This is a genomic window from Ilumatobacter sp., from assembly GCF_046290335.1.
GTDB lineage: Bacteria > Actinomycetota > Acidimicrobiia > Acidimicrobiales > Ilumatobacteraceae > Ilumatobacter_A.
Genome location: NZ_JBKAGH010000001.1, coordinates 316,771 through 340,721, shown reverse-complemented (window position 1 = coordinate 340,721; position 23,951 = coordinate 316,771). Strand labels below are relative to the sequence as shown.

At 64.1% G+C, this 23,951-nt stretch carries 23 protein-coding genes and 1 riboswitch; of the genes, 14 read left to right on the top strand and 9 right to left on the bottom strand.

Annotated elements, in window-relative coordinates; genetic code table 11:
- Window positions 1-181 precede the first annotated feature (181 nt).
- The gene (mobF, locus tag ACE37B_RS01485; RefSeq protein WP_409921516.1) at window positions 182-4,471 is read left to right on the top strand and encodes a MobF family relaxase; all 4,290 of its coding nucleotides are present in this window, start codon (window positions 182-184) and stop codon (window positions 4,469-4,471) included.
- A gap of 684 nt (window positions 4,472-5,155) precedes the next feature.
- A complete protein-coding gene (locus ACE37B_RS01480) occupies window positions 5,156-5,563 on the top strand; it encodes a hypothetical protein (RefSeq protein ID WP_409921515.1) in 408 nt (135 codons plus the stop codon).
- A 25-nt stretch (window positions 5,564-5,588) separates the two neighbouring features.
- On the opposite strand, the gene ACE37B_RS01475 is transcribed toward ACE37B_RS01480, so the two are convergent.
- The 3 genes from ACE37B_RS01475 to ACE37B_RS01465 are packed head-to-tail and all read right to left on the bottom strand — an operon-like array spanning window position 5,589 to window position 9,687.
- Window positions 5,589-5,912 carry a hypothetical protein gene (locus ACE37B_RS01475; RefSeq protein ID WP_409921514.1) on the bottom strand — a complete coding sequence of 108 codons (324 nt, stop codon included), beginning with the start codon at window positions 5,910-5,912 and terminating at the stop codon, window positions 5,589-5,591.
- A complete protein-coding gene (locus ACE37B_RS01470; RefSeq protein ID WP_409921513.1) occupies window positions 5,909-7,669 on the bottom strand; it encodes an ArdC family protein in 1,761 nt (586 codons plus the stop codon). The genes ACE37B_RS01475 and ACE37B_RS01470 overlap by 4 nt, the downstream gene beginning before the upstream one ends.
- Complete coding sequence (locus ACE37B_RS01465) at window positions 7,666-9,687, bottom strand: type IV secretory system conjugative DNA transfer family protein (RefSeq protein WP_409921512.1); 2,022 nt, start codon at window positions 9,685-9,687, stop codon at window positions 7,666-7,668. The genes ACE37B_RS01470 and ACE37B_RS01465 overlap by 4 nt, the downstream gene beginning before the upstream one ends.
- A gap of 271 nt (window positions 9,688-9,958) precedes the next feature.
- Here ACE37B_RS01465 and ACE37B_RS01460 point away from each other — a divergent pair, with 271 nt between their 5' ends.
- From ACE37B_RS01460 to ACE37B_RS01440, 5 genes are all read left to right on the top strand, one after another.
- A complete protein-coding gene (locus ACE37B_RS01460; RefSeq protein WP_409921511.1) occupies window positions 9,959-10,711 on the top strand; it encodes a hypothetical protein in 753 nt (250 codons plus the stop codon).
- Entirely contained in the window at window positions 10,708-11,679 is a 972-nt protein-coding gene (locus tag ACE37B_RS01455) for a hypothetical protein (protein WP_409921510.1), read from the top strand. Before ACE37B_RS01460 ends, ACE37B_RS01455 begins: the two co-directional genes overlap by 4 nt.
- A 32-nt stretch (window positions 11,680-11,711) precedes the next feature.
- Complete coding sequence (locus ACE37B_RS01450; protein WP_409921509.1) at window positions 11,712-11,942, top strand: hypothetical protein; 231 nt, start codon at window positions 11,712-11,714, stop codon at window positions 11,940-11,942.
- Between the two features lie 237 nt (window positions 11,943-12,179).
- Window positions 12,180-12,941, top strand: coding sequence for a GNAT family N-acetyltransferase (locus ACE37B_RS01445; RefSeq protein WP_409921508.1), 762 nt, complete (start codon window positions 12,180-12,182; stop codon window positions 12,939-12,941).
- 216 nt (window positions 12,942-13,157) lie between these two features.
- Window positions 13,158-13,865 carry an HAD family hydrolase gene (locus tag ACE37B_RS01440; RefSeq protein ID WP_409921507.1) on the top strand — a complete coding sequence of 236 codons (708 nt, stop codon included), beginning with the start codon at window positions 13,158-13,160 and terminating at the stop codon, window positions 13,863-13,865.
- A 150-nt stretch (window positions 13,866-14,015) separates the two neighbouring features.
- Here ACE37B_RS01440 and ACE37B_RS01435 read toward each other — a convergent pair whose 3' ends face one another.
- The gene (locus ACE37B_RS01435) at window positions 14,016-15,497 is read right to left on the bottom strand and encodes a glycine hydroxymethyltransferase (RefSeq protein WP_409921506.1); all 1,482 of its coding nucleotides are present in this window, start codon (window positions 15,495-15,497) and stop codon (window positions 14,016-14,018) included.
- A 21-nt stretch (window positions 15,498-15,518) separates the two neighbouring features.
- Window positions 15,519-15,600, bottom strand: a riboswitch (ZMP/ZTP riboswitch).
- Window positions 15,601-15,613: 13 nt separating this feature from the next.
- On the opposite strand from ACE37B_RS01435, the gene ACE37B_RS01430 reads away from it, so the two are divergent.
- Window positions 15,614-15,901, top strand: coding sequence for a GNAT family N-acetyltransferase (locus ACE37B_RS01430; RefSeq protein WP_409922870.1), 288 nt, complete (start codon window positions 15,614-15,616; stop codon window positions 15,899-15,901).
- A 112-nt stretch (window positions 15,902-16,013) separates the two neighbouring features.
- On the opposite strand, the gene ACE37B_RS01425 is transcribed toward ACE37B_RS01430, so the two are convergent.
- Window positions 16,014-16,685 carry an HAD family hydrolase gene (locus ACE37B_RS01425; protein WP_409921505.1) on the bottom strand — a complete coding sequence of 224 codons (672 nt, stop codon included), beginning with the start codon at window positions 16,683-16,685 and terminating at the stop codon, window positions 16,014-16,016.
- 109 nt (window positions 16,686-16,794) lie between these two features.
- Here ACE37B_RS01425 and ACE37B_RS01420 point away from each other — a divergent pair, with 109 nt between their 5' ends.
- The gene (locus tag ACE37B_RS01420; protein ID WP_409921504.1) at window positions 16,795-17,220 is read left to right on the top strand and encodes an N-acetyltransferase family protein; all 426 of its coding nucleotides are present in this window, start codon (window positions 16,795-16,797) and stop codon (window positions 17,218-17,220) included.
- A 218-nt stretch (window positions 17,221-17,438) separates the two neighbouring features.
- On the opposite strand, the gene ACE37B_RS01415 is transcribed toward ACE37B_RS01420, so the two are convergent.
- The gene (locus ACE37B_RS01415) at window positions 17,439-18,692 is read right to left on the bottom strand and encodes an MFS transporter (RefSeq protein ID WP_409921503.1); all 1,254 of its coding nucleotides are present in this window, start codon (window positions 18,690-18,692) and stop codon (window positions 17,439-17,441) included.
- 137 nt (window positions 18,693-18,829) lie between these two features.
- Between ACE37B_RS01415 and ACE37B_RS01410 the strand changes: the two genes are divergently transcribed.
- Window positions 18,830-19,555, top strand: a complete 726-nt coding sequence (locus tag ACE37B_RS01410; protein WP_409921502.1) for an SDR family NAD(P)-dependent oxidoreductase — start codon at window positions 18,830-18,832, stop codon at window positions 19,553-19,555.
- Between the two features lie 153 nt (window positions 19,556-19,708).
- Window positions 19,709-20,293, top strand: a complete 585-nt coding sequence (locus ACE37B_RS01405; RefSeq protein WP_409922869.1) for a GNAT family N-acetyltransferase — start codon at window positions 19,709-19,711, stop codon at window positions 20,291-20,293.
- Window positions 20,294-20,413: 120 nt separating this feature from the next.
- On the opposite strand, the gene ACE37B_RS01400 is transcribed toward ACE37B_RS01405, so the two are convergent.
- Complete coding sequence (locus ACE37B_RS01400) at window positions 20,414-20,947, bottom strand: NUDIX domain-containing protein (protein ID WP_409922868.1); 534 nt, start codon at window positions 20,945-20,947, stop codon at window positions 20,414-20,416.
- A gap of 32 nt (window positions 20,948-20,979) precedes the next feature.
- Window positions 20,980-21,843, bottom strand: a complete 864-nt coding sequence (locus ACE37B_RS01395; protein WP_409921501.1) for a hypothetical protein — start codon at window positions 21,841-21,843, stop codon at window positions 20,980-20,982.
- Between the two features lie 262 nt (window positions 21,844-22,105).
- Here ACE37B_RS01395 and ACE37B_RS01390 point away from each other — a divergent pair, with 262 nt between their 5' ends.
- Both ACE37B_RS01390 and ACE37B_RS01385 read left to right on the top strand, forming a co-directional pair.
- Entirely contained in the window at window positions 22,106-22,978 is an 873-nt protein-coding gene (locus tag ACE37B_RS01390) for a TauD/TfdA dioxygenase family protein (protein ID WP_409921500.1), read from the top strand.
- 255 nt (window positions 22,979-23,233) lie between these two features.
- Window positions 23,234-23,413 (top strand): hypothetical protein, encoded by a 180-nt coding sequence (locus tag ACE37B_RS01385; protein WP_409921499.1) that lies wholly within the window; start codon window positions 23,234-23,236, stop codon window positions 23,411-23,413.
- Here the strand turns inward: ACE37B_RS01385 and ACE37B_RS01380 are convergent.
- Window positions 23,376-23,768, bottom strand: coding sequence for a hypothetical protein (locus tag ACE37B_RS01380; RefSeq protein ID WP_409921498.1), 393 nt, complete (start codon window positions 23,766-23,768; stop codon window positions 23,376-23,378). The genes ACE37B_RS01385 and ACE37B_RS01380 overlap by 38 nt on opposite strands.
- A gap of 15 nt (window positions 23,769-23,783) precedes the next feature.
- Here ACE37B_RS01380 and ACE37B_RS01375 point away from each other — a divergent pair, with 15 nt between their 5' ends.
- Window positions 23,784-23,939 (top strand): hypothetical protein, encoded by a 156-nt coding sequence (locus ACE37B_RS01375; protein ID WP_409921497.1) that lies wholly within the window; start codon window positions 23,784-23,786, stop codon window positions 23,937-23,939.
- Window positions 23,940-23,951: the final 12 nt, after the last annotated feature.

Genomic DNA, 23,951 nt, shown 5'->3' with positions numbered 1-23,951 from the left:
GTTTCAACGAAGGCTGCGACCCGCATCAATACGCACGGCTGCCGAACGGCCGAACCGAACAAGAACCCGCTTACCGCCCGCAATCTGGAGTCGCACAGATGCACCAGGGGTGCTGCACCGGCGCTTCGGCGCCGAACCTTGTTGAAACGATTAGCGCGAATCGGGGCCTGTTGGGGCTGTCATGTTGTCGCTATGGAAGCTCCGTGTGGGTGCCGAGGAGTACTACCTCGGCCAGGTCGCCGACGGCATCGACGACTACTACTCCGGCGCCGGCGAGACCCGTGGCCGCTGGCTCGGACTCGCCAACCATGCGCTCGATCTTGACGACGAGGTCACCGGTGATCAGCTTCGAGCCGTCCTTGCTGGCCTCAACCCCGGGACCGGCCTGACCCCGAACGGTGACCAGGTCAAGTCGTGGAAGAACCGCGTCCCAGGCTTTGACCTGACGTTCTCCGCTCCGAAGTCGGTGAGTGTGCTCTATGCACTTGGGGATCCGCTCGTGCGTGCCGAGGTCGTCGAGGCCACCAACATCGCCGTCGAAGAAGCCGTCCGCTGGTTGGAGCGTGAAGCCTGTTTCGTCCGTCGCGGGTCGAACAATCGTGAGTCGAAGGCGGCTCCGTTCGAGCAGTTCGGTACGCGACGGCTCCCTGGTGTCGGGTTCATCGCTGCGGGGTTCCGGCACCGAACGAGCCGTGCTGGCGACCCGCATCTGCACACCCATGTCCTCGTTGCGAACCTGACTCGCGGGCCCGATGGCAAGTGGTCCGCACTCGACGGCCAAGCCCTCTACCGCTCGAAGCTGGCCGCCGGAGCGCTGTACCAGAGCGTCCTGCGCAACGAGTTGTCCCGCCGTCTCGGCGTCGAGTGGAACACGGTCAACAACCACGTTGCCGACATTGCGGGCATACCCCGTCGGGTCGTCAAACACTTCTCGAAGCGACGCACCGAGATCGAAGACGAACTCGCACGCCTCGGGGTCGTTGGCCCCGACGCTGCACGCGACGCAATGCTCGCCACCCGCACGAAGAAGCTCGACATCGACCACGACACCCTCGACGAGCACTGGCGAACCGATGCCGAAACAGTCGACTACTCCCCCGCCGACATCACCAGGCTGCTCGCCCACGCCAGCCCGCTCGATCGTCAACAACCACTCACCGCCGACACCCGGATCGCTGTTCGTTCCTTCGATAGCGAGACCGGCGAGCGCATCGAACGGACTCTCACGCTCGACGAGTTCGTCGCATTGGTTGCCTGGAGTCTGCCCGAAACTGATGCTGTCGTGAGCCGACACGACGTCCAGAACGCCGTCGCCTCGCAGCTCTCGAAGCACGGCAACACCAGGCTCGTCGAGCGTCTCACTGACACCGTTCTTTCATCTCCAGAACTCGTTCCGCTGCCGACCGAGGACCGAGCCGACGCCGGATGGGAACAGCGGTGGACGACACAACGTCTCCTCGACATCGAGGCCGACCTCACCACGATGTTCGCCCCTCACCCCACGCCCCGGCACGCGATCGACCCGGCCTTCGCCGACTCGATGCTCGACATCATCGACCGGCCACTCGGACTCGACCAGGCCGACACGATCCGGCGCGTCTGCACCCAAGGCTTGCCGATCGAAGTGGTCGTCGGTCGTGCCGGGACCGGCAAGACATACACAATGAACACTGTCCGCCAGATCTTTGAAGCCGCCGGACACCGGATGATCGGCGTCGCACCATCAGCGCGAGCCGCACGCGAACTCGGCGACGGTGCCGGAATAGACGCCTACACCGTTCCACGATTCCGAAACTCCTGTCTCGACACACTGTCGACGAGCGACGTGATCGTGATCGACGAAGCCGCGATGACCGGCACGATCGACCTCTGGAACGTCTGCAACGACGCCCGCAAAGTCGGGGCCAAAGTCATCCTCGTCGGCGACCACCACCAACTCCCCGAAGTCAACGCAGGCGGGGGCTTCGCCGCTGCTCTCGACGCACTCGGCGACCAGGCAGCACACCTCACGATCAACCGGCGACAGCGCCACGAATGGGAACACCACGCCCTCGACCACCTCCGAAACGGCGACATCGCCACCGCATGGAAGACCTACTTCAACCACGACCGAGTGACCCTCACCGACACCAGCGAACACCTCCACCGGCGCGCCGTCAACGACTGGTGGGCGGCACACAACTCAGGGTCGAACGCACACCTCCTTGCCGGCACCCGCTCCGAAGCGAGAGCCCTCAACGCCCTCGCCCGACAACACGCCGCCGAAACCGGCACTCTCACCGGACCCCCGCTCCAGGTTCACGACGACCAGTTCCAGGTCGGCGATCGCATCGTTCTGCGACGCAACGACGTCGGGCACTACGACCTTGACAGTCACCGCCGCTGCCGAGTCGACAACGGGATGATCGGCACCATCGACGCCATCAACCCCAACACTGAAGAGATCGACCTCCGACTCGGCAACCAGCGACGCATCCGGCTCACCGGCGCCTACGTCCGAGCCGGCCACATCGACCACGGATACGCCACCACCATCCACAAGGCCCAAGGCATGACCTGCGACGACATCTTCGTCGTCGGACCGGCTGGTCTCTACCGCGAAGCCGGCTACGTCGCCCTCTCCCGCGCCCGCAACACCGCCCGCCTCTACGCCACCAGTCGCGACGCAGCCACCATCGGCGAACGCCCCCACACCGACCACGCAATCCCACTGCCCACCGAATATGCCGACGACCCCGAACACGACCTCCTCAACGTCCTCGAACGCTCCCAAGCCAAATCATTCGCCACGTCCCAAGCACCGCACCTCAGTGAGATCGCTGCCGCCGCACACGACAACCACCTCGCGACTCTGGCTGCTCGCCAGCAACACATCCGAGACACGATCCGCCAGCTCGAAACAAGCGGTCACACCAACCCGACCGACGCCGCACGAGCACTCGCCCGGGCCACAGCACACCGGGCGTTGATGCACGTCGGCGGCCGAGTCAACGCACTCGACTGGGACAACGTCGGCACCATCACCCACCTCCACGACACGACCGGAGCAGCCACTGTCCAATTCACGACCAGCGACGGCAAACACACCCGCAGCCGCACCATGCCATGGTCGAACCTGAAGCCCATCGATCATCCAGACGCCGCTGACGCCGGCGAGGCCGCTGGCGCATTCCTCAACGAATGGGGGAGGCGAGTTGCCCAAGACCTCGACGAATGGAACATCGCCCTCGCCCACCACGACATCGCACCCGACGAACCCGAGATCATCCCATCAGCAATCCAACATCGCACCAGACAGCTCACCCACCAGCTCCGAGCAACACCACCACCGTGGCTCAACACATGGCTCGGCCAACGCCCCACCGACCCGACAGGAACCGCCGTCTACGACGACGAGATCCGCTCGCTTGCCGCCTGGCGCGACACCCACCAGCTCGATGCCATCACACCCGGCTACGGACCCACCCCAACAGACCGTGCGCTCGCCGACGAATGGCGAAACCACATGGACCGGACACTCACGGCCCGAAACTGGCTCGCTAAACACCACCCAGCACCATCCGTTGAGCAGGCCGACCCGATCGACCTCCGGCCTGCCAGAGAACGCCTCCAAGAACTCGACGCCCTGTTCGCCACGGCACCCCCCGACCAACGCAAAGTCATCGACGCGCTCATCCACAGCAACCTCACGATCGACCAGAAGACCGAGGCCCTCCGAGCAGCTTCGGCATCCCAAGAGGAGCGCCGGGACTGGATCCTCGAACACTGGCCCCACGTCGTCGAACACCACGAACTCACCGAAATCTCCGACCAGGCCGACGCGCTCCACCACTGGCCCGAGCCGCTCGCACCCACAGTCCAAGCCGTTCTCGACGAGCTACGAGCGACCATGGCCGACACCCCCGAAGACGCCACCATCGGCGAGATCGAAGCAGCCATCGAACAACACAACCCACACCACCTGCTCCGCCACCTCACCGACCAACGAGCGCCACTGGAACGCCAACTCCTCGCCCTCCGCAGCACCCTCGACGACCCCGACATGCCAACCCAGATCGTCGAGCAACACATCGCCCGCCTCCACGAACGACTCGACGACCTCGACACGCGAATCGAACACACAGAAGCCGACGTGGCCATGTGGGACTGGGGCCAACGCACCGACCGAACGCTCGCCGCCGCACACAACCGGCGATCGAATCACCTCGCTTACGCAGCGATCACCGACAACGAGCCCTGGATCGAAAATCTCCTGAGAACGAAGTACTCGAGTGATGCGAGCCTGGACGCCATAAGTCTCCGGCGACTGATTCACGAGGTCGCCGCATACCGCGAACGGAGGCACCACGTCAGTCCAGATCCGCTCGGCCCCGAGCCAGCGGGTGGGCCGAATCGGGCGGAGTATCGACGGCTCAGCGACCAGCTCGACACCGCCTCGAATCCTGAAGTTGAAGTTCAGCGCACCGGGTAGTCCGCAGCGCCAGAGCTCCGAGAGCGGTCGATCTGGCATCCTCGCGAGGTGGATGTGTTCGACGACGACTTCATTGCCACCCAGCGGAGGAAGTACGACGGAAAGCCACGCTCGCACCGGCTGGACCTGCACTTCGTCGCAACGTCACCGAACCGCAAGGCCCTGCGGGAATGGGTCAACGACACCGTTGCCCGACTTCCATCATCGAGCCAGCCTGCGATCTCCAAGCGACTTCGAGAGGACCGTCACTTCATCACCGCCATCAGTGAATTGGGCGTTGCGAGCGTCCTCCTCGACGCCGGACTGACGCCACACTACGAGACGCCGTTCGACACTGTCACGCCCGACTGGTACGTCGGTCCCACAGGTGACTCACCTGGACTGATCATCGAAGTGTGGACACAGCAGCCACGCCAAGGAGACGCCAAGAGACGGCGCGGGTGGATCGGCCTCTTGGACCGAATCGCCGAGATCCCTGTTGACGTTGCGCTTGTGATCGAGCCGTCCCGATCAGGCTTTCGACCTCCCGATCCATCCGCCGCAAAGCGACTCAGCCAGGAGTTACGGCGATGGCTGCTCCGAGCACCCCGTTCCGAGGGGCTGCGATTCGAGTTCGAGGGATACCGCCTCCGAGTCCTCGGGCCGACTGGTGTCGGAATGCGAGCTCGGCTCGCAATGCCAGGGGTGGGCGGTGCGTTCGATACGGGCAAGGCCGTCCAGCAGATCAAAGAGAAGTCCCGCAAGTACGAAGAGGTGGCAAGCGCTTCGGGCTGTGCACTCGCGGTGGTCTTGGCAGCCGAGCCGAGTGAACCGCTCGATCTCGATCTGCTTCGGTCGACTCTCCGTGGAGAACAATCCGTCTCGATCGCGATCCCGACCGCGCCAACGGATCCCCTGCTGGCCGACTGGTCGACGACGCTGCACAACAATCACGTACCGCCAACCTTCGGCTCGGCGCTGTCGGCGATCGGCTGGGTCGATACCCGAGACGCCAATGCCGTCATCACCATGTTCGATCTGCCGGGGGCGAACGTTGCCTTTCCCCGGCTCGACACTCAGCGCGTGCGGCGCGAGGCAGCATCCAACCGCTGAGTAGGTGGTACCGGCGGCGAACGCTCTATCGCCCGGGTCCGCTCGAATCTCGACACCAGTCCTCGAGCGCGTCCATGAGCGCCGTTGCGACCGTCAGAGTCCGACCATCTGTGGCACAGAGACGCTCGACCGCTTCGACGAGTTGAAGTAGCGGGACACCAACGGAGTCGGTCATGGCCGAATCGCCCCACGCCTCCGAGTCGTTGTGCTCCGCCGACGCCAGAGCAACCCAGTCCTCGATCGCTTCTGCGAGCGCCGCTTCGATCGTGATCGGTTGCTCGAGCCAGTACACGGTCCCGACGAAGAGATCGAGGCTCCGCAGCAGTCCGTCATCGATGGTCGCGTTCATGTGATCGAGTGTTCCGGTGTCGGGGTTGGGGCGGCAACGGAGTCGAGGCCGTACCACTCATCGAGGATGGCTTGGGTCGATGCGTAGTCGTCGACCTCGGCACTCGCGGCCGTGGCTACTGTTGGCGGGCCGGGCAGGTAGGCGTCCCAGCCGCCCGGAGGGTTCGGCCATGTCCGCCGCAGCACTGCGGTCGCAGCGTCCGTGTCGCCCGGGTGCATCGAGATCGCGATCTCGAACGCGGCGGTCGGGTCCGGTCTGCTGTTCGCGCAGAGTCGAATGACTTCGTCGCATTCGATGCCGAGGCCGTAGGCGAGCGCAGCGACTCGGGCCGGTTCTGCGGTGCGGTAGGTCTGCACAATGAGGTCGTGGTTCGCCCGGTCCTCGGCTCGCACGATTCGAGACTCGGCGTGCAGTGCTCGCTCGTCGCCAAATGCAACGGCGATGGCGGCGGCCGGCCACAACTCGGGCTGCTCTGCGTCGTGTGGCATCGGTGTCGCGAGTGCTGTTCGAATCCGCGAGTCGTCGACGCCGAGGTGTCGAAGCACTCGCACGGTCTGGCCCGCGGTGATGCCCGCCTCTGCCATCAGCACAGCGGCCTCGCCTGCGCTTTCCGGTTCGTAGACGACGACCATGAGCCGGCGAGCGGGTTCCGGTTCGAGACGGTTCTTGACGGCCAGCACGAACTCGGCATCAGTCATTGTTGCTGGATCGAGCCCGGGACGAGCAGCACGATCGGACGGCATCCCAGTGAGCGCCAGTGTCGACTGTTCGACCGTCTCGACCGCTGTCGGATCGGCCGCCTGCGGCGTGGCCGACTCGTGCGAGTCGGCGGCTCTCAGCTCGGTGACGTTGTCGACTGGGATGGCGTGATCGAGCACATCGGGGGTCAGTTCGATACCGAGGTCCGTTTCAAGGATGTCGACCAGACGCTTGGTGGTCGTGAGTACCGCTTCGGCCGTGGACTGGATGAGTTCGACGTCACCACCAGCCCAACCGGTGACATAAGGAATCGAGTAGCTCTGGGAGTCGAGGCCGATCGTCTGCGAGAGCAGATAGGCGACGGACTCGGCTTCGACTTCTTTGGTGTCGCGCTCGGCACCGAGTCGGTGTTCGTGTCCGAGTTGCACGTGGGCCCACTCGTGCAGCAACGTCTTGATTCGTTGCGGTGGTTCGAGGTCGTCAGCGACCTTGACCGAACGCTCGCCCCAAGTCGTCATGCCGTTCCACTTCTCGACGGGGGTCCGTGAGTGCAGGGTGACGGTGTAACCGTCGTCTTCGAGTTGGCCGACGACTGCAGCCCACACGTGTTGCCACCGATTGTCACCGGTGAGGAGTTCGGGCATCTGCGGTTCGGGGATCGCCGGTGGCCACACGAGCTGGCCCTGGTGGAACACCTTGACGGTGCGGAAACCTCGGAGTCGCTTTCGGCTGGTCTCCTCGCCGGTGTCATCGTCAACTTCGACGGACTTCGAGATCATCGGCGCCAGGATCACGAGACCCTTCTGGCCTTTCGCCACCTGGCAGTTTCCGCCGTCGGTCGCAGGGATGCGGTTCCAGTTCCGATACGAGGCGACGTAGCCCTGCGCTCCCTGGAGCGCGAGGAGCATCTGGTTCTGTGGTGAGTAGCGATGGAACGCTCGGGCGGCTTGGAGATACGCGAGCCACTCGTCGGTCGATGTCATCGCGCCGACCTGTTCGGTCAACTGGCTGTGGAGTTCGTCGATCACGGCGGCGTGATCGACTCGTTGCCGCTTCATGACGCCACCTCGACGGGCACGGCGTCGTCAGCGAAGAGCGTTGCTTGCTCGCCTGGGCCGACAGTTGCGACGACTTCCACAGGTCGTTCAGGGGTCGGTGTCCACGGACCCGAGCCGACGGGCGTCGTCGACCGTTCCGGTGTCGGTGGCCCCATGTCGGCGAGTCGCTTGATTCGCCACCACTCGCGGCCTTGGACGTGAGCGGGCGGCAGGTTCGAGTGGATCAACAGCGCGGACCCGTACTTGGGGAGGCGAGCCAGGAAGTACGGGACGAGCGGCTCCCGGTTCTGTTGGCCTGAGATCGATCGTCGCCCACCGCCGAGGTCGTTGGACCATGAGCGTCGTTCGATCTCTTCGTCGCCGACGATCTTCGACACGTACCCGAGGGTCGAGTCGTCCGACGCTCCAGGGAAGAACAGCTTGGTCGCGTGGTTGGTGAGCAAGATGTCGGCGCGTTTGCCGTAGGCCTCGTGGATCTGGGCGAGTGACTGCCACACCGTGACGAGCTGGATGCCGATGCCGGCACATGTCGACGACACTTCGGGGAGCCACGACAGCGGGATGTTGCCGGCCTCGTCGATCAGCATCAGCAGCGGCGCCGGGAATGGGCGGCCCTGCATGTCCCACTCGTAGGCCTGCGACTTCAGGTCCGAGAGCAGCCCGGCGAGCACCGGGGCGAGACGCTTGTAGTCATCGAGACTCACCAGAAGGTAGAGGGTGTTGGCGTCCTCGCCCTCGGGGCCGGTGTCCATCAGCCAGTCGAGGTCGATCCACTCGCCCTTGCCGTCGGTGAGATCCGTTGCGGCGGCGACGTTCGGGTCCAGCCACGGGTCGCACACTGTCTGGGCTGTTGCGTACACGGATGCGATGATCCGGTCGTCGGGCTTGTTCCAGATCGACCGCAGATGCCGAATGCCTGAGTCGGCCGCCTCCTTCGTTGCCGGGTTCTGGAACGCGGCGTTCAACCGGTCGAGTGGCGGGCACGGCTTTTCCTTCTTCTTGCCGCTCGGCGTGTCGGAGGCGTTCGGGTCTGGACGGGTCATGTCGTAGACCCACTTGGCGACCTCGCGCATCGATGGCCGCGCCGACAACGCGGCGGCACCGAGGAGTCCGGTGAAGAGCAACTTTCCTTGCGTCGTCCAGAAGTCCATGCCGCCGTCGACGCCGGCCTTCGGTGTCCATGACGACATCGCTTCGCCGGCTTTCTTGGCTCCCGTGGCGGTGTGTGCCGATCGCAGCGGCGACCACTTCGCGATCTCGACCTCCTTGATCTGGACTGCGCCTCGGTTCTCCTTGAGGAAGCCGCCGGGGTCGAACACTCGGACGCTGCCCACGTCGCGGCGACGGGTGATCGTGGCGTCCATCAAGTCGCGTTTGACGCTGAGCACGATCGCCGGGCCCCTCCAGTCGAGCAGCCCGGGGATCGCACACTGTGACGTCTTGCCGCATCGAGTCGGTCCCGCAATCGCGATCGAGGTGACATCTCCCTGCTGACCTGATCGCAGCTCCCCCGTCACCCGAGCGATCAGCTTCCTGAGACCGGTGTGTTGTGATGTCGCCCACCGGCGGTTCTCGGTGGCGAGGAGCCACTTCCCCCAGACCCCGAGCACGAATCGACCAGGAACCGGCTCTCGAATCATCAACGGCCGCAGTTCTCGTCGAGTCGCGAAACGGGCATGCGCATCGACGCCGAGCCGCCGACGACCCGATGAGAACGATCGCCACAGCATGCGGAACCCGACGGCGATTGCTCCCAACAGAACAACGGCCAGCAGGGTCGCTGTCCAATAGACCACCGGACCTGCGATCAATGGCCCAACTTCGGCGGGCCACGCAGCCGCCGGATCGCCGGGAGTCTTGAACAACGACGGGATCGCACGAAGGGCGTCACCGAGCCCGATCGGCGGCACTCCGTTGCGGACGACGACGGCCGACACCGTCGCACCTACCCAGACTGCAACGGCGCCGGCCATTGCAGCTGCGAGCAGCGAGAGCAGCACGGTCTCGATTGGCGACATCGATCCGGACGAAGCGGAGGACACAGACGCTTGGGAACTCATGGCAGCGATGAAGCCGAACATCGTTCACGCCAACCCTCACAGTGCGAGAAATTCTCTGAAGAAGTTGCGCCCAATACACACGCCAACGCGCATTCTCCCTGCTCAACGCCTATTCGTCACCTCAGTCGCCGATGTTTCGCCGGAACGCCCGACGTGCGGGTTGGCGTGAGCGAACAAGCTCACCGTGGCACTCGAACCCATCCACCCACGTCCACCAGGAGTTCGAGCCATGGCCATCCACCACCCGCACAACCACCCCATCCACGAACAACTCGACCGGCAGTACGACCGCTGTCTCGCACCCAGCCGCCACTCCCGAATCAAGCAACGCTGGTCGACCGAGCCCGCGCTCGCCGGTCTGGGAATCGACGAGATCCTCGACATCTGCGCCATACCCACAGAGGCGCAGAATCCGATCGTCCGGGCACTCATCGCCCGCCACCAGGACGATGACACCGACGCCACCACCATCCTGCTGATCGCTCTGCTCCCATCGCTCACACGAATTGAGTCGACGTTCACGCCACGCCAGCGCAGAGACGACGCCTACTCTGCGCTCTGGGCCGCCGCCGGGCACTTGCTCGCGACAGTCGATCCCGAGTACGAGCCGACCTCGTCAAACGGCTGCCCACGAGCGCTCATCTCCCATCTCGCCACCCGCCTGCGGTCCAGCAAGCGCTCCCTCGAACCCGAACACCGCAACCTCTGTCGCCGATACCAACGTGACGGCCTTCCGACCGTGGTCAGTCTCGACGCGAGCCGCATCGATCCCGCCGCCCGGGACTTCGAATCACAGGTGTTCGCCCGACTCGAACTCGAACGACTGGCCTTCATCGTCGACACCGGCCAGATCTCGCGCCATCAATGGAACCAACTCCTCAAACATCGCCTCGGCGATGTCCCCCGCAGCAACGCACTCCGGATCAACGCTCACCGCACGACCGCCCAACTTGCGCATCTCGTTGGCCACGAGGCGGCATGACTATGCCGAACGCACCAAGCCAGACGATCATCCTGTGGGGAGCACGAGGTGGCGTCGGCACCACCGTCGCAGCAATCCAGCTCGCCTTCCAACACCCACGACTCGTCACGCTCGTCGACCTCAACGAACCCACCGGCCGGACCACTGCCGAAGTGCTCGCTGCCGCAATCGTTCAGATCGGCCCACGCGTGTCCCTCATCCCATACGGCGACCCCGACGGCCCACAAGCGCTGGGCGACGGCCCGCTCGCCGACCTCGCCGAATGGATCCGCGAGCAACCTGGCGTCGTCATCGTCGATGCCGGCACCGGCCCGCCACCCTCGACGCTCACGGAGGTCGCCGATGAGTCCATCGCCGTCACCCGCCTCAGCCGCATCGACGCCCAACACCTGCGATCACTCCCGGCACCACCGACGGCACTGATCGTCGTCCAGCATCCCGATGCCTGGCTCGCCAAAGACGACATCGTGAACTCTGCGCACGCCGGCATTTACGCCACAATGCCGCACGACCCACGCGTTGGCCAGGCGATCGACACCGGGACCTTCCTCCAACGTCAATCCCGGCTCAGCGAACTCAACGCAATGCCCGACGTTGGCGAACCGATCTGGTTCGACTGGCCCGACGAGAGCTACGAGACCACCGTCGAGCGCTACTACAGCGAAGAGTTCGACGGCTACGAAGACGGCTTCGAGTCCGCCCGAGGCGACTGCATCCACGTCGGCGACGTCATCTGGACCGAGAAGTACGCGGACCGACAATGGACCCAGACCCTCGGCCACGCACTGCGCTTCGACCCACCCGACGTCGACCGCGATGGGCGAATTGCTCAGCTCATGAAGAATCCGAGACGACCCGATCGTGGCGGCGAACCGCTCGGCACATGGATCTCGCATCACGGCGAGCGATCGACGTCGACTTCGGACACGCCTGGCAGTCCCGCGGAAGCGTCGACCGGTGGCGCTTGAGCTGGAATACAGGAAGCGGCGAACTACACACCGTGAACCACCGCACCAGCACCGTCACCGTCCTCGGCGTCTTCAAGGACGAAGCCGACGTCGAGAACGCCATCAACGGATGGTCCAAACACCACGATGACCCGGACGGCCTCGCCTGGCTCGATGCGGTTTCCGAGATCGCCGTCACCGACCGCCAACTCTGCGCCGCTCCAGCGGCGGCACGGGCTCAACAGGCGCCTCCCCCACCACTCGACATCGGGCCGTTGTTCTGACGTCATCCCGGGCTGTTGTTATGGGGCTCAGCGAGCGCAGAGTTCGGACAGCCCCGTAGCGAATAAGTGCCTGATTCAGACTGGTGATGACGTTGCGGCGGTTGTCGTAGCGTTCGAGGTTGCCGGTCGGTGGGCCTGTCCTTGATGGCCGCACGATATCGAGCGCTTTCGACACGTTCCCGGCCATCATCACAAGGCTCCGACGACCGGGTGATTGTTGGGACCTACGATCTCGGGATGGAGGGAGCAGCGGTGCTCGATGAACTCATGGCCAATGCTTGGCGACCGCTGTTTGTCGAGACGGTCGGGGGCTGGCGTTACCGGTGGGCGGATGGTGTGACGCGCCGAGCGAACTCTGTGCTCGCGCTCGATGCCGGTGGAGACACGAGTGACCTCATTGACTTCGCTGAAGCCTTCTACCGCGACCGTGGAGCGGCGCCGCTCCTGCAGGTAAGTAGCGCTTCGGCACCCCCGGATCTCGTACCCCAGCTCCGAGCTCGGGGGTACGGCCCGTCTGCCCGCACCTTGGTCCAACAGGCACCGACCAGCGAGGTGCTCGAACGAACCAACGCAACGCTCGACGTCGAGATCACGTTGGAGCCCACCGAAGAGTGGTTCGACGCGTACTGGTCGATCGAATCAGGTCGAGGCCGGAGTGATGCGGACGCAATTGTTTGTCGTGACTCTCTTCTGGCTCCCGGCCTGCCGGCAGCCTTTGCAGCGGCCCGCCGCGACTCTGACGTCGTTGGCGTGGGGCAGATCGTGATCGAGCGTGGTTGGGCCGGAGTTCAGTGCATGGCCACCAATCGCGCACATCGCCGCGAGGGAGTCGGCGTCGCAGTTCTTCACGAACTGGGCAACGAGACGTTTCGTCAGCGTGCCCAGAACATGTACCTAGCTGTGATGAGCGACAACAGCGGAGCCACGGGCCTCTACGAACGGGGAGGCTTCACCACGGTCCACGAGTACTCCTACTTCACGATGGGCTCCACCGACTGACCTTGGGCGGATCACCGATCCTCAAGTACTGCACGTTCTCGAAAGGGTCTGCCCGATCGGTACCTGCCGTACTGCTCGGCAAACGTGCAGTTGGGTTACCAGCGATACGAGTGGATTGCCGGCGGGGTTCGCTGATGGTGGCAAGATCTGCGAAGTGAATGTTGACCTCGAGATCCGGTTGCCGGGGTTGCGCTTGCGGGCTGCCGGAGGGTGCGCATGAGGGCGCTGATGTTCGACTTCTTCGGGACGCTGGTCGAGTACCAGCCGGACCGATCCCGCCTCGGCTCGCCGCTCACGTACGAACTCGCGAGTTCGATGGGTTTCGCTGGCGACCACAAGGGATTCGTTCGCATCTGGGACGCGGCATCGCTCGGGCTCGAACAAGCAGCCCGTCATACGATGCAGGAGTTCTCGATGACCGACGCAGCGAACGCGTTCGGCGCTGCAGCCGGGATTCCACTTTCCCACGACCTGGCCGTCGCACTCGGGCAGAGCTTCGTGACCGAGTGGGCACAACACATCACTCCGATCGACGGCGCGTCAGACCTGATCCGACATCTCGCCGAGGAGTACACGATTGCGGTCGTGTCGAACACTCACGATTCCAGCATGGTTCCGAACATGCTCGACAAGATGGGCATCGAAGGTCACGTTTCAGCTGTCGTGCTTTCGGTAGAACACGGACGGCTCAAGCCGCACCCGTCAATCTACGCGGCCGCGCTCGACCGGATCGGTTGCCCAGCCGCAGAGGTCGCGTTCGTCGGCGACAGTTACGAAGCCGACTACTCCGGCCCGCTCCAAGCCGGCATGAGCGCGTTCCTTGTCGACCCGGCGTTCGAGCACGACATCCCGGCACTGCATCGGCTCACAAGCGTGCTCGACATCGTCGAATCAATGGGACGGGGCGAGGACTGCGACCAGTAGCCGACAACACGCCTGCGATCGATGACATCTCGGGGAATTCACGCAGCGCGATCTGAGCGGGCCCCACCGATCGAACGCGCCGATCTCGCTCAGTGCGAGCGGTGCGGTGCGTAGGGCGCTGTTGCGCACCTGAGGCACCGGACAAGTCCGTTAGAGAGCGCCGACTTGGGGGTAGAGGGGGTTGGCGGCGAGGATCGAGGCGGATCGTGTGCGTGCGTCCGATTCCACGTCACCGGACAAGTCGAACTTTGCTCTCGAGTTCTCGCCTGCCGAGGTGCCCGATGCGATGGTCGTGGGCTCGGCCGAGTCGAGAACAGAGCAGATGATGTCGGCGACTTCGTCCATGTCGTCGGTGCCCATACCGAGCGTCGTCAAGGCGGGGGTTCCGAGGCGGATGCCTGACGTGTACCAGGCTCCGTTCGGGTCGTTGGGGATCGAGTTCCGGTTGACGATGACGCCGGACTGTTCGAGTGCCGATTCGGCTTGGCGTCCGGTGAGCCCGAAACCGCTGACGTCGACGAGCACGAGATGGTTCTCGGTGCCTCCGGTGACGATTCGTCCGCCTCGCTTCCCGATCGCCTCGGCAAGTGCCTCAGAATTGTCGACGATGCGCTGTGCGTAGTCCCGAAACTCTGGTTGGCGCGCTTCGGCGAATGCGACCGCTTTGGCGGCCATCACGTGACTCATGGGCCCGCCGAGGACCATCGGGCATCCCTTGTCGATGAATTCGGGGAGTGTGTCGTCGTTGGTCAGCACGATGCCGCCGCGAGGACCGCGGAGCGACTTGTGGGTCGTCGAGGTGACGATGTGGGCGTTCGCAATCGGATCGAAGTCGCCTGTGAACACCTTGCCGGCGACGAGACCCGCGAAGTGGGCCATGTCGACCATCAAGGTGGCGCCAACTTCGTCGGCGATCTCGCGCATCTTGGCGAAATTCACCTTGCGGGGGTACGCCGAGTACCCCGCGACAAGGATCAGCGGCTTGAACTCGCGGGCGAGCGATGCGACGACGTCGTAGTCGATCCGTTCGTTCTCGGGGTCGACCCCGTAGCTCCGTTGGTCGAACATCTTTCCCGAGATGTTCGGGCGGAAGCCGTGCGTGAGGTGGCCTCCGGCGTCAAGGCTCATTCCCAGGAGTCGTTGATTCCCAAGGGCCTGTCGCAGCGACTCCCACTCCTGTTCGGTGAGATCGTTGACGTGGCGTAGGTCGCGATCGACAAGGAACGGTGCCTCGACCCGTTGAGCGAGCACCGACCAGAACGCAACGAGATTGGCGTCGATACCCGAGTGCGGTTGAACGTAGGCGTAGTCCGCATTGAACAGTGCCTTGGCGTGATCGGCCGCCAGCGTCTCGACGTGGTCGACGAACTCGCATCCGGCGTAGAACCGATGCCCAGGCGTTCCCTCCGCGTACTTGTCGGAGAACCAGTTGCCCATCGCCAACAGCACGGCCGGGCTCGCGTAGTTCTCGGACGCGATCAGCTTCAGTTGGCTTCGCTGATTGCCCAGCTCGCCTCGGATGTAGCCGGCGACGGTCGGCTCAACTGCTCCAATCACATCGAGCGCGGCGCGGAAAGCTTCAGCCTCTCGAGTGTTTGCGCTGGGTACGGCGTATTGGTCCTGGACGGTCATGGCTCCTCATTTCGGATCAGCGATGAATGCCCAGGCGCACGGCGTTGTAGCGAGCCGCTCCACGGTGGTGTTCCACCTGTCAGCGCCAGTCACGACTCACGCCCGAATCTACAGCACTGACCGTTTCAGCGCACTCGCACCGAGGCACTCAGAGCGCGCGCCGCGTCTCGCAGTACATCATCAACATGTTCGTCAGGCCCGATCGACAGCGACGAGGCGTTGGCGCGCGGTTGTTGTTGCAGTGCCTCGAGGGTGCCAGAGAACTTGGCGTCAGCAAGTTGGCGCTGAACTCGACCGATGAGGGCCGGCATCTACACGAGTCGGCCGGCTTCCGGCCGACCCAGAACTGGATGGCGCTCGCGGTACCGCCGAATGATTCGTCAGACGTCGAGCCCAAGCGATAGCCGCCAGTGAAGATCGCCTCGACGAAGGCGTCGACGTCTCGCACGACCTGATCGGCTTCGAGCGGTCCGAGGCGCCGCTTGGTCGGGGTGGTCCACCTTCGTCGGGACGGCGTCATTGGCGCTCAGTTGAACGACGTATCGCTTCGGTCAACGTGCACTCGTCGGCGCCCGACAGGACCAAATCGGCGTGCGAAACGCGTTCGGGGTCGACATGCGGGTTCGGAATCGCAACGCATGCCAGACCCGCCGATTGGGCCGCATCGACACCGTGTGCAGTGTCCTCGACAGCGACAGCCTCCGTCGGGTCGACTCCCAGACTCGCTACGGCGAGTTGGTAGATGTCGGGCGCTGGTTTGTGGGCTGGCACCTGATCGCCACCGACGATCAGTTCGAATCTGTCGCTAGCCCCGACACCGCGCAGGTGCCGTTCGACCCAGGAGATCGGCGATGAAGACGCCACGGCCGTCGCCAGCCCCTGCTCGGCTGCCTCGGCCAGCCAGGCGTCGATGCCGGCCGAAAGCTGCAGCGCCACGTTCAGCGCGTCTCTGCTCGCCGTGCGCCGTTCGTGGCTGAGCACACGATCGAATGAGTCGCCCACTGCAGCAGCGAGCAACTCGTAGCGGTGCTCGGTCACGTCGCCGCCGTGCGGCACGAAGAACGTTCGGCGGTCGAGTTTCAGGCCCCATTCGGACCACTCGGCTTCCCAACTCGCGATGTTGGTCGACTCGGTGTCCATCAACAGCCCGTCGAAGTCGAACACCACCGCCCTCACCTGATGACTCATCACCGCACGGTAGTTCCATCGGCCAAGCCGAGACCGCGCCGACCGCAGCAACGGCGCAAATGCTACGGCCGTACGAATCGCCGGGCCCCGAGAGCGCGAGACTCTCACCATGATTCGAAGCGCTTCGCCAAGTGACTTTGTCGCCATCAAGCGTCTCTACGCCCAGCTTCAACCCGCGGACCCGCCAGTCACCCACGAAGCTGTCTTCCTGCAGATCATCGAACAGCCCGGGCTCGACCTACTGGTACTGGAACTCTCTGGCCAGGTGGTGGCGACCACCTACCTGAACATCATCCCGAACCTGACCCGATCAGCACGACCATACGCAGTCATCGAGAACGTCGTCGTCGACGAGACTCACCGTGGAACCGGACTCGGCCGAAAGATCATGGACGCAACGCTCACTCGTGCGTGGGAAGCCGGCTGCTACAAGGCAATGCTGCTCACCGGCTCGAGCAATCCGAACACTCACGCGTTCTGTCGAGCGTCCGGATTCTCAGCCGACGCAAAGACCGCCTACCTCGCTCGACCCTGATCCATAAGGCTTCGACATCCACGCCCGACGCATCTCAGGGCGAAGCACCGACCCGCTCAAGAACGATCACGTGAAGCCGCGCTACCCCACGCGCTATCCGGCACGACGAGCGGTCTCGACGGTGCTTGCCATTCGGTGGAGCCAACGCATTATCGCGCGGGTTGCCACTCGCGGTCGTGCCGTTGTCCAGCGGTCAAGGGCCTCCGGGAGAGCGAACGTTATGGAGCGCCGGAGTCGGTGGTTGGAGATGCTGGTGCTTCTTCAGGTGGTCGGAGGTGTCGGAACTGGGCGAGCAGGAGCAGGTCGTAGATGATCTTGATGATGCCGCCGGCGATGAGGGGCCAGCCGAAGCTGGTTTGGCTGAGCATCCATCCGGCTGCGATGGGTGGGAGTGTGGCGGCAAGGCTTCGTGGGACGCTGGTGATGCTGGCTGCTGCTGGCCGTTCGTCGGGGGTGACCACGGCCATCACGTAGGAGCTGCGTGCGGGGACGTCCATCTGCGACAGTGCGGCGCGTGCGAGCAGGCAACCAACAGCGAGCGCTGCTGTGGGCACGAAGGCAGCTGAGATGAGGAAGGCGTTGGCTGGGAGGTGCGTGAACGCCATGGTGCGGATCAGGCCGATACGACGGGCAATGCGCGGCGCGAGGAGTTGTGATCCGGCGGCGAGGAGCCCCGCCCAGAAGAACACGGCGCCGGTCAGGGCGAGGGAGAGTTCGAAGCGCAGTTGCAGCCAGAGGACGAGGATGGCGGTGATGGTGAATCCGCCGCCGAAGGAGTCGAGGCTGAACAGTGCTGCGAGTCGGTAGACGGTGCGTCGTGATGGTCCGAGTGCGGTTGGTGGGGCGCCATCGGATCGCTCGATGTTGTTGCTGAGTCGCCGGTATCGGAAGAACACGATTCCACCGAGGACCGCGTAGACGACAAACACCGATCGAAGCGCGGTGGCCTCGCTGATCCCGAGAGGCCCGGCCGCCGCTTCGGGGATGCCGGCGAGACCTGCGCCGAGTGCGGCGATGAGGATCCCGACGAGGCCGTACCTGGCGAAGAGAGCTGTTCGCTGTGAGTCGGGCACGGTGCTCGGCAGTACTGCTTGTTCGGTGGGGAGGAACGCGCTGACGTCGCCGCCGGACGGGTTCAGGGTTCCGATCAGGCCGACCAGTGCGAGTGGCCAGAAGTCGACGAACACGGCGAACCCGATCCCGGTTGCGACCATCAGCAGCGACATCAACCGGAGCAGCCGTTGTCGGCGGTATGTGTTCGCGCGCAGACCGACGTAGAGCGTCAACGCTGCCGACCCGAGGAGCGTGGCGGCGATGACGATCCCGATCTCTGTCGCCGACAGCCCGACCATCGTCAGGTATGCGGCGAGCACCACGCTGACGAGGCCGTCGCCGAACGCCCGTACCGCCCGCGTCTGCAACAGCACGGTGGCATCGGGGGTCGCAGCCTCAGGAGTCAGACGACCCAGCACACGCGATCTCACCCTCCGCTGATCCAGTTCGGAATAGTCAGGTCTTGAGCGTGCATTACCTGCTCAGCTTCCCATCAAAGAGAGGTCATGCTGACAGAGGTATCGCTCGTTGACGTCCCAGACCTACGGTGATCGGGATGGGAGATCTCGATGGCCAGACCGCATTCGTTTCGGGCGCCAGCCGTGGAATCGGCCGAGCAATCGCTACCGCCTATGCAGCAGACGGCGCACACGTCATCGCAGCGGCTCGAAACGAACAGCTCCTCCGTGACGTCGTGGCGTCGATAAAGAGTGCTGGCGGTTCGGCCGAAGCTCTGGTCATGGATGTCGCTGACCACACCTCCGTGCGCTCGGGCTTCGACCACATCGCCCGCTCACGCCTCGACATCGCAGTACTCAACGCTGGAGTCTTCGTCGAGCCCAGATCCGTCGCGACGAGCGATCTCGACGACTGGCGACACTGCCTGAACGTCAACCTCCTCGGCGTCGTCGACTGCGCCCGATCTGCGATTCCCCTCCTCATCGAGCGCGGCGGCAAGATCATCGCCATCGGCTCAGGAACCGGCTACCAAGCACACCCCGGCCTCGGCCCCTACGCCGCGGCGAAAGCCGCGCTCGCGTCACTGATCCGGACACTCGCAGTCGAACTCCGAAGCAGCAACATCGCAGTGAACGAACTGATCCCCGGCCCCGTTGACACCAGCGATTCAGGCAACGACACGGACACCACCGCACTGGCTGACGCAGAATCCGACTGGTTCAAACGACCTGACGACGTCACCGACCTCGCCCTGCTCCTCGCCCGCTTCCCAAACAACGGACCCAGCGGACAGACCTTCAGTCTCATGGGTCGAACCCTCTGACCATAGACACCGGACAGCCGTTCTGCCGGTGCGGCCAGATCATGCGATTCTGATCGGGCACGCTTGATCGAATCTGCCGTAGTCCTTGGCTTCGGTGATGAGGTTCTGGGTGACGAAATCGAGCGCTTCAACCTCGGCTCGGAGCGCGAGACTGTGCCGGTGTCGTCTGTGCCTGCGTCGTTGAGGACGCCTCGACTCGAGCTTCGTCGCTGGAGCGTTGATGACCTCGATCCCGTGATGGCAGCCATCGCAGCGAGTATCGAGTCGCTTCGGCTCTGGATGCCGTGGGCCGCCCACGGAGTACCGAGCCGACACGCAGAGCTGCGTGCGTTCGAGGCCGGCGTGGTCGATTTCGATCGCGATACGGACTGGCAGTTCTCGCTGTTCGAGATCGATAGTGGTGCCCTCGTCGGGGGCTGCGGGCTGCACCGGACTGAGACAGCCGGTCGGGTTGAGATCGGGTACTGGACCCACGTTGATCGCCAGGGTCGCGGCTACGCCACGGAGGCAGCAGCCGCGCTCGTCGACGTTGCGTTTGGGTTCTTGGATTGGGTTGACGAGATCCAGGTGCGGATGGACCGTGCCAACCTTGGAAGTGTTCACGTTCCGGGCAAGGTCGGGTTCGAGATGATCGGCGAGCAAAGCCGAGCGATCTCTACGCCCGGCCACACCGGTCGAGGTCTCGTCTGGTCTCTCGACCGCAGGACCTGGCAATCGACCGGTTGTGCCCCCACGTAGCCAGTCACGAGCCGCAGCCCGGTTGCGCAATCTTGTGCAGGTGAGCGAGTACCTACGTGCCTGATTGATGAGCGGTTTGGGAGGGTGGGCCGCCGTGGCGACATGCGCTGCGTTTGCGGTTCAGCGGCGCTGCTCGGCGTCGGGATGGAGTCCTTCGATCCAGGCCTGTAGCGCTGGTCGAATGTGGTCGGGAAACGCGATGTCGTCGGGGAGTTCGTCAGCTCGGAAGTATCGCGCTTCGAGCACTTCGCCGGCGTCGGGTTGAAGCGGCCCGTCATCGAGTTGTCGGGCGACGTAGTAGTGGTTGAGAGTGGACTCGACGGGCCGTTCGCCTCGCTCAGTTCGCTCATCGGGATAGACGTCCATCCAAGCTCCGAGGTAGCCGGTGAGTTCGAGAGCGACGAGCCCGGTCTCTTCAGTCACCTCGCGAAGTGCCGCATCGGCGTGGTGCTCGGCCGGGTCACAGAAGCCTCCAGGCACATCCCAGAATTCGCGCCACGGCTCCCGAGCGCGTTTCACGAGGAGTGCCCTACCGTCGCGTTCAACGATCGCAGAGCCTGAGGGCTTTGGATTGTTCCAGTGGTGCTCACCACAGTGCCGGCACTGCGTCGGAGGAAGGTCCGCAAGCGCTTGGCCGCAGAAGGAACAGAACATGCCACTCGATACTGCGGTCGTCGCCGTCACCATCAGGCCCAATCCTGAGGGCTGCTGAGCCGGAGGTACGCGCGGTCGTCGACGGAGTTCGCACCTGGCCGGAGGGCTTTGCCGACACTCCAGATTTCTGCGATCGCGGCAGGGTCGACCTGGAGGAGTTCCCGCAACCGGGTTTCGCTCGCCGCGAGCGTGGGGCGCAGATCTGGAAAGCCGTCGCTGGCGAGCACGACCTCATCGACGTCGGGACCGACGGGGAACACCTCGACGAACTGATCGGGGACAACTCGCCCGTTCACGCAGCCGAAGCCCCACGGGCCTTCCAGGTTCGAGAGCTGTTGTTGAAGATCGTGGAGTGGTCGAGCGAATCCGGCTCCGGGATCAGTGCGAACAATCTCATCGAGCGAGGTGCCCGCAGCGATCAGCGCTGCGTTGATGGCTGCACGGAAACCGTACGCGGCGTCGTCGATGCGTTTCGTTCCAAGGTGGGGTTCGCCGTCCACCAAGAAGCTGCAATCGCCGATCCGCCAAACCTCGCGACGGGCGAAGGACAGACACACGAGACTCGCTGACGGCCATCGATCCGGTGCGGAGACATCATCCCCGGTTGTCCCCGTTGCTCTCCTCAGACTGCCCGAGAGTTCGTCAGCGAACTCGCGAGCGGTCGAAGTCTGATCGAGCCCCTCGATCGTCGATGCGAGTGTCTCGGCAGCGACCAGTCCACCGCTCTTTCCGTCGAACAGCGCTCCGGTTTCATCGGTGGCGCCATCGATCACCGCCGCAAAGTCTGACGTGACGACGATGATGTCCTCGCACGCCCTTTCCACGGACTTGCCCTCGACGAACTCCTCGACGACCGACCACAGCATGAACCGAAGCGTGGCACACAACCCGGGCATCACTACATCTTCACGTCGATCGCTCCTCGACCAGTCCGCTGAGCCGACAGCGAGGTGCGGACACTGCGACGGCTGCACAGTCTGCTCGGAACACGCTGCCCACGGTGTCCCTCGTTCTCGGACGGTGCGACCGGTGTATGTCGGTGTTGACGTCTGGCGGGTGTGGAGTATCGGTGAGAGACTCCCGGAGTGAGCGGCTACACGATGACCATGGGAACGTTTGGCCGGATCGGCGCCGCCCTCGTAGCGCAACGGAACCCACATGTCTGTTGACGAACAGAGTCGCCCGGCCGAGCGTGGCGCCGCCTACGGGAGTTTCGACGTCACCTCGCTCACGCCACACCTGGGGGCCGAGGTCGAGGGCTTGGATCTAGCACGACCGCTCACCGCTGAGCAACTGAGCGACGTGCGCCAGGCTTTCGCAGACTGGAGTGTGCTCGTCTTTCGCAATCAGCACCTGGACCGCACTGCACACAAGGGCTTTGCTCGACACTTTGGGTCGCTGCACGTTCACCCGTTGAACGCCAGCCAAGCCGACCCATCCGTCCTGGCAATCGAGACCAAGAAAGACTCGCCGTACGTCAGGGGAAACGCCTGGCACACCGACGTGACATGCGACGCGATCCCTCCTCTCGCGTCGGCGCTCTACATCACCGAGACTCCTGAGTGTGGAGGAGGTGACACCCTCTTTGCCGACATGTACCTGGCCTACGACCTGCTCTCGCCAGCGATGCAGACCTTTCTCGAGGGGCTCACGGCAGTGCACGATGGCGGGATCCCCTACGTCGGCAGCTACAAATCGACACCGCCCGAGGGCGGATACCCGCGAAACGAACACCCCGTTGTGGCCGTGCACCCCGTGACGGGCAAAAAGATTCTGTACGTCAACAGCGGGTTCACCTCGCACATCCAGGAATTGGAGCCCTGGGAGAGCCGTGCCGTGCTCGACGCACTGTTCGCTCACATCGCAACCATGCCACGCCTGCACTGTCGGGTTCAGTGGCGGCCAAACACGCTGACGTTGTGGGACAACCGATGCACCCAGCATCACGTCGTGTGGGACTACTACCCATACAGCCGATACGGCGAGCGGGTCTCGGTCATCGGCGATGCTGCTCCAGCGGGCGTCACGTAGTCACTGACTCGGCCAGGCTTCGACCTCAGCAACCAGAATTCCGAGCGCAGTCCCCATCGACCGAGCGATTCTCGAAGTCCCGTTCGAGACCCGATCAGAACGTTCGGACCGACATCGCTGTGGGCCGCCCATACCCGGCAGGATGTAGGTGATCGGACGACCATGGTCGGCTGCAGGTGCTCTTTGACGCCCGCTCGATATTGATCTCAACGAGCCACCATCCCGCGGTGTTCGCTCGACGAGTACGATATTCTCATGAGCATTGATTCCGTCGGCAGTACTGAGAGTGCCCGCGACCTCGCCGGCGACCAGCCGCCCACGGACGACGATGTCTCGATTACGCGGGACGGCCGCCGGCTCGACACGCCGGCGAAGGTGATTGCATTCGTCGACGAGATCAACGCAAGCCGCGCGCCTGCGGCGTCCGGTGCCTGACGAGGTCGGGACTGCATTCGACCCGGACCGGGTCCTGGCAACGCTCGACCACCACGGGGTTGAATACCTGCTCGTCGGAGGACTTGCCGCTCGGGCGCACGGCGCTCAGCGACAGACAGCCGACGTCGATTGCGTTCCGAATACGACGACTGAGAATCTTGGACGGATGGCGGGTGCGCTTGTCGAGTTGAATGCGCGATTGCGGGTCGGTGGGATGTCTGACGAGGAAGCAAGCCAGTTGCCGGTCACGATCGACGCTCAGACACTGTTGGCTTTCGGGTCGTCGACTTGGATGACTGATGCCGGGCCTCTCGATCTCCTGGTCGAGCTTCGTGACCGATCCGGTGATCGGCACGGCTACTCCGACCTCGTGACTCGTGCGGTCGGCTACGAGGTCGGCGAACTGTCGGTGCTCCTGGCGTCGCTGGACGACATTGTTGCTTCGAAAGAGTTCGCGGGTCGCGCGAAGGACAACGAGGCGCTGCCGGAGTTGAACGAACTTCTGCGTCGTCAGCGAAGACTCTGACTCGACTGCTTC

Bases quoted from the DNA above. Each gene is read 5' to 3' on its own strand.
- ACE37B_RS01475 (WP_409921514.1), bottom strand. From the start codon at position 5,912: ATGAACGCGACCATCGATGACGGACTGCTGCGGAGCCTCGATCTCTTC.
- ACE37B_RS01460 (WP_409921511.1), top strand. From the start codon at position 9,959: ATGGCCATCCACCACCCGCACAACCACCCCATCCACGAACAACTCGAC.
- ACE37B_RS01410 (WP_409921502.1), top strand. From the start codon at position 18,830: ATGGGAGATCTCGATGGCCAGACCGCATTCGTTTCGGGCGCCAGCCGT.
- ACE37B_RS01395 (WP_409921501.1), bottom strand. From the start codon at position 21,843: ATGCCCGGGTTGTGTGCCACGCTTCGGTTCATGCTGTGGTCGGTCGTC.
- ACE37B_RS01385 (WP_409921499.1), top strand. From the start codon at position 23,234: ATGAGCATTGATTCCGTCGGCAGTACTGAGAGTGCCCGCGACCTCGCC.
- mobF (WP_409921516.1), top strand. From the start codon at position 182: ATGTTGTCGCTATGGAAGCTCCGTGTGGGTGCCGAGGAGTACTACCTC.
- ACE37B_RS01390 (WP_409921500.1), top strand. From the start codon at position 22,106: ATGTCTGTTGACGAACAGAGTCGCCCGGCCGAGCGTGGCGCCGCCTAC.
- ACE37B_RS01400 (WP_409922868.1), bottom strand. From the start codon at position 20,947: ATGTTCTGTTCCTTCTGCGGCCAAGCGCTTGCGGACCTTCCTCCGACG.
- ACE37B_RS01420 (WP_409921504.1), top strand. From the start codon at position 16,795: ATGATTCGAAGCGCTTCGCCAAGTGACTTTGTCGCCATCAAGCGTCTC.
- ACE37B_RS01445 (WP_409921508.1), top strand. From the start codon at position 12,180: ATGGAGGGAGCAGCGGTGCTCGATGAACTCATGGCCAATGCTTGGCGA.
- ACE37B_RS01465 (WP_409921512.1), bottom strand. From the start codon at position 9,687: ATGTCGCCAATCGAGACCGTGCTGCTCTCGCTGCTCGCAGCTGCAATG.
- ACE37B_RS01435 (WP_409921506.1), bottom strand. From the start codon at position 15,497: ATGACCGTCCAGGACCAATACGCCGTACCCAGCGCAAACACTCGAGAG.
- ACE37B_RS01440 (WP_409921507.1), top strand. From the start codon at position 13,158: ATGAGGGCGCTGATGTTCGACTTCTTCGGGACGCTGGTCGAGTACCAG.
- ACE37B_RS01470 (WP_409921513.1), bottom strand. From the start codon at position 7,669: ATGAAGCGGCAACGAGTCGATCACGCCGCCGTGATCGACGAACTCCAC.
- ACE37B_RS01425 (WP_409921505.1), bottom strand. From the start codon at position 16,685: ATGAGTCATCAGGTGAGGGCGGTGGTGTTCGACTTCGACGGGCTGTTG.
- ACE37B_RS01455 (WP_409921510.1), top strand. From the start codon at position 10,708: ATGACTATGCCGAACGCACCAAGCCAGACGATCATCCTGTGGGGAGCA.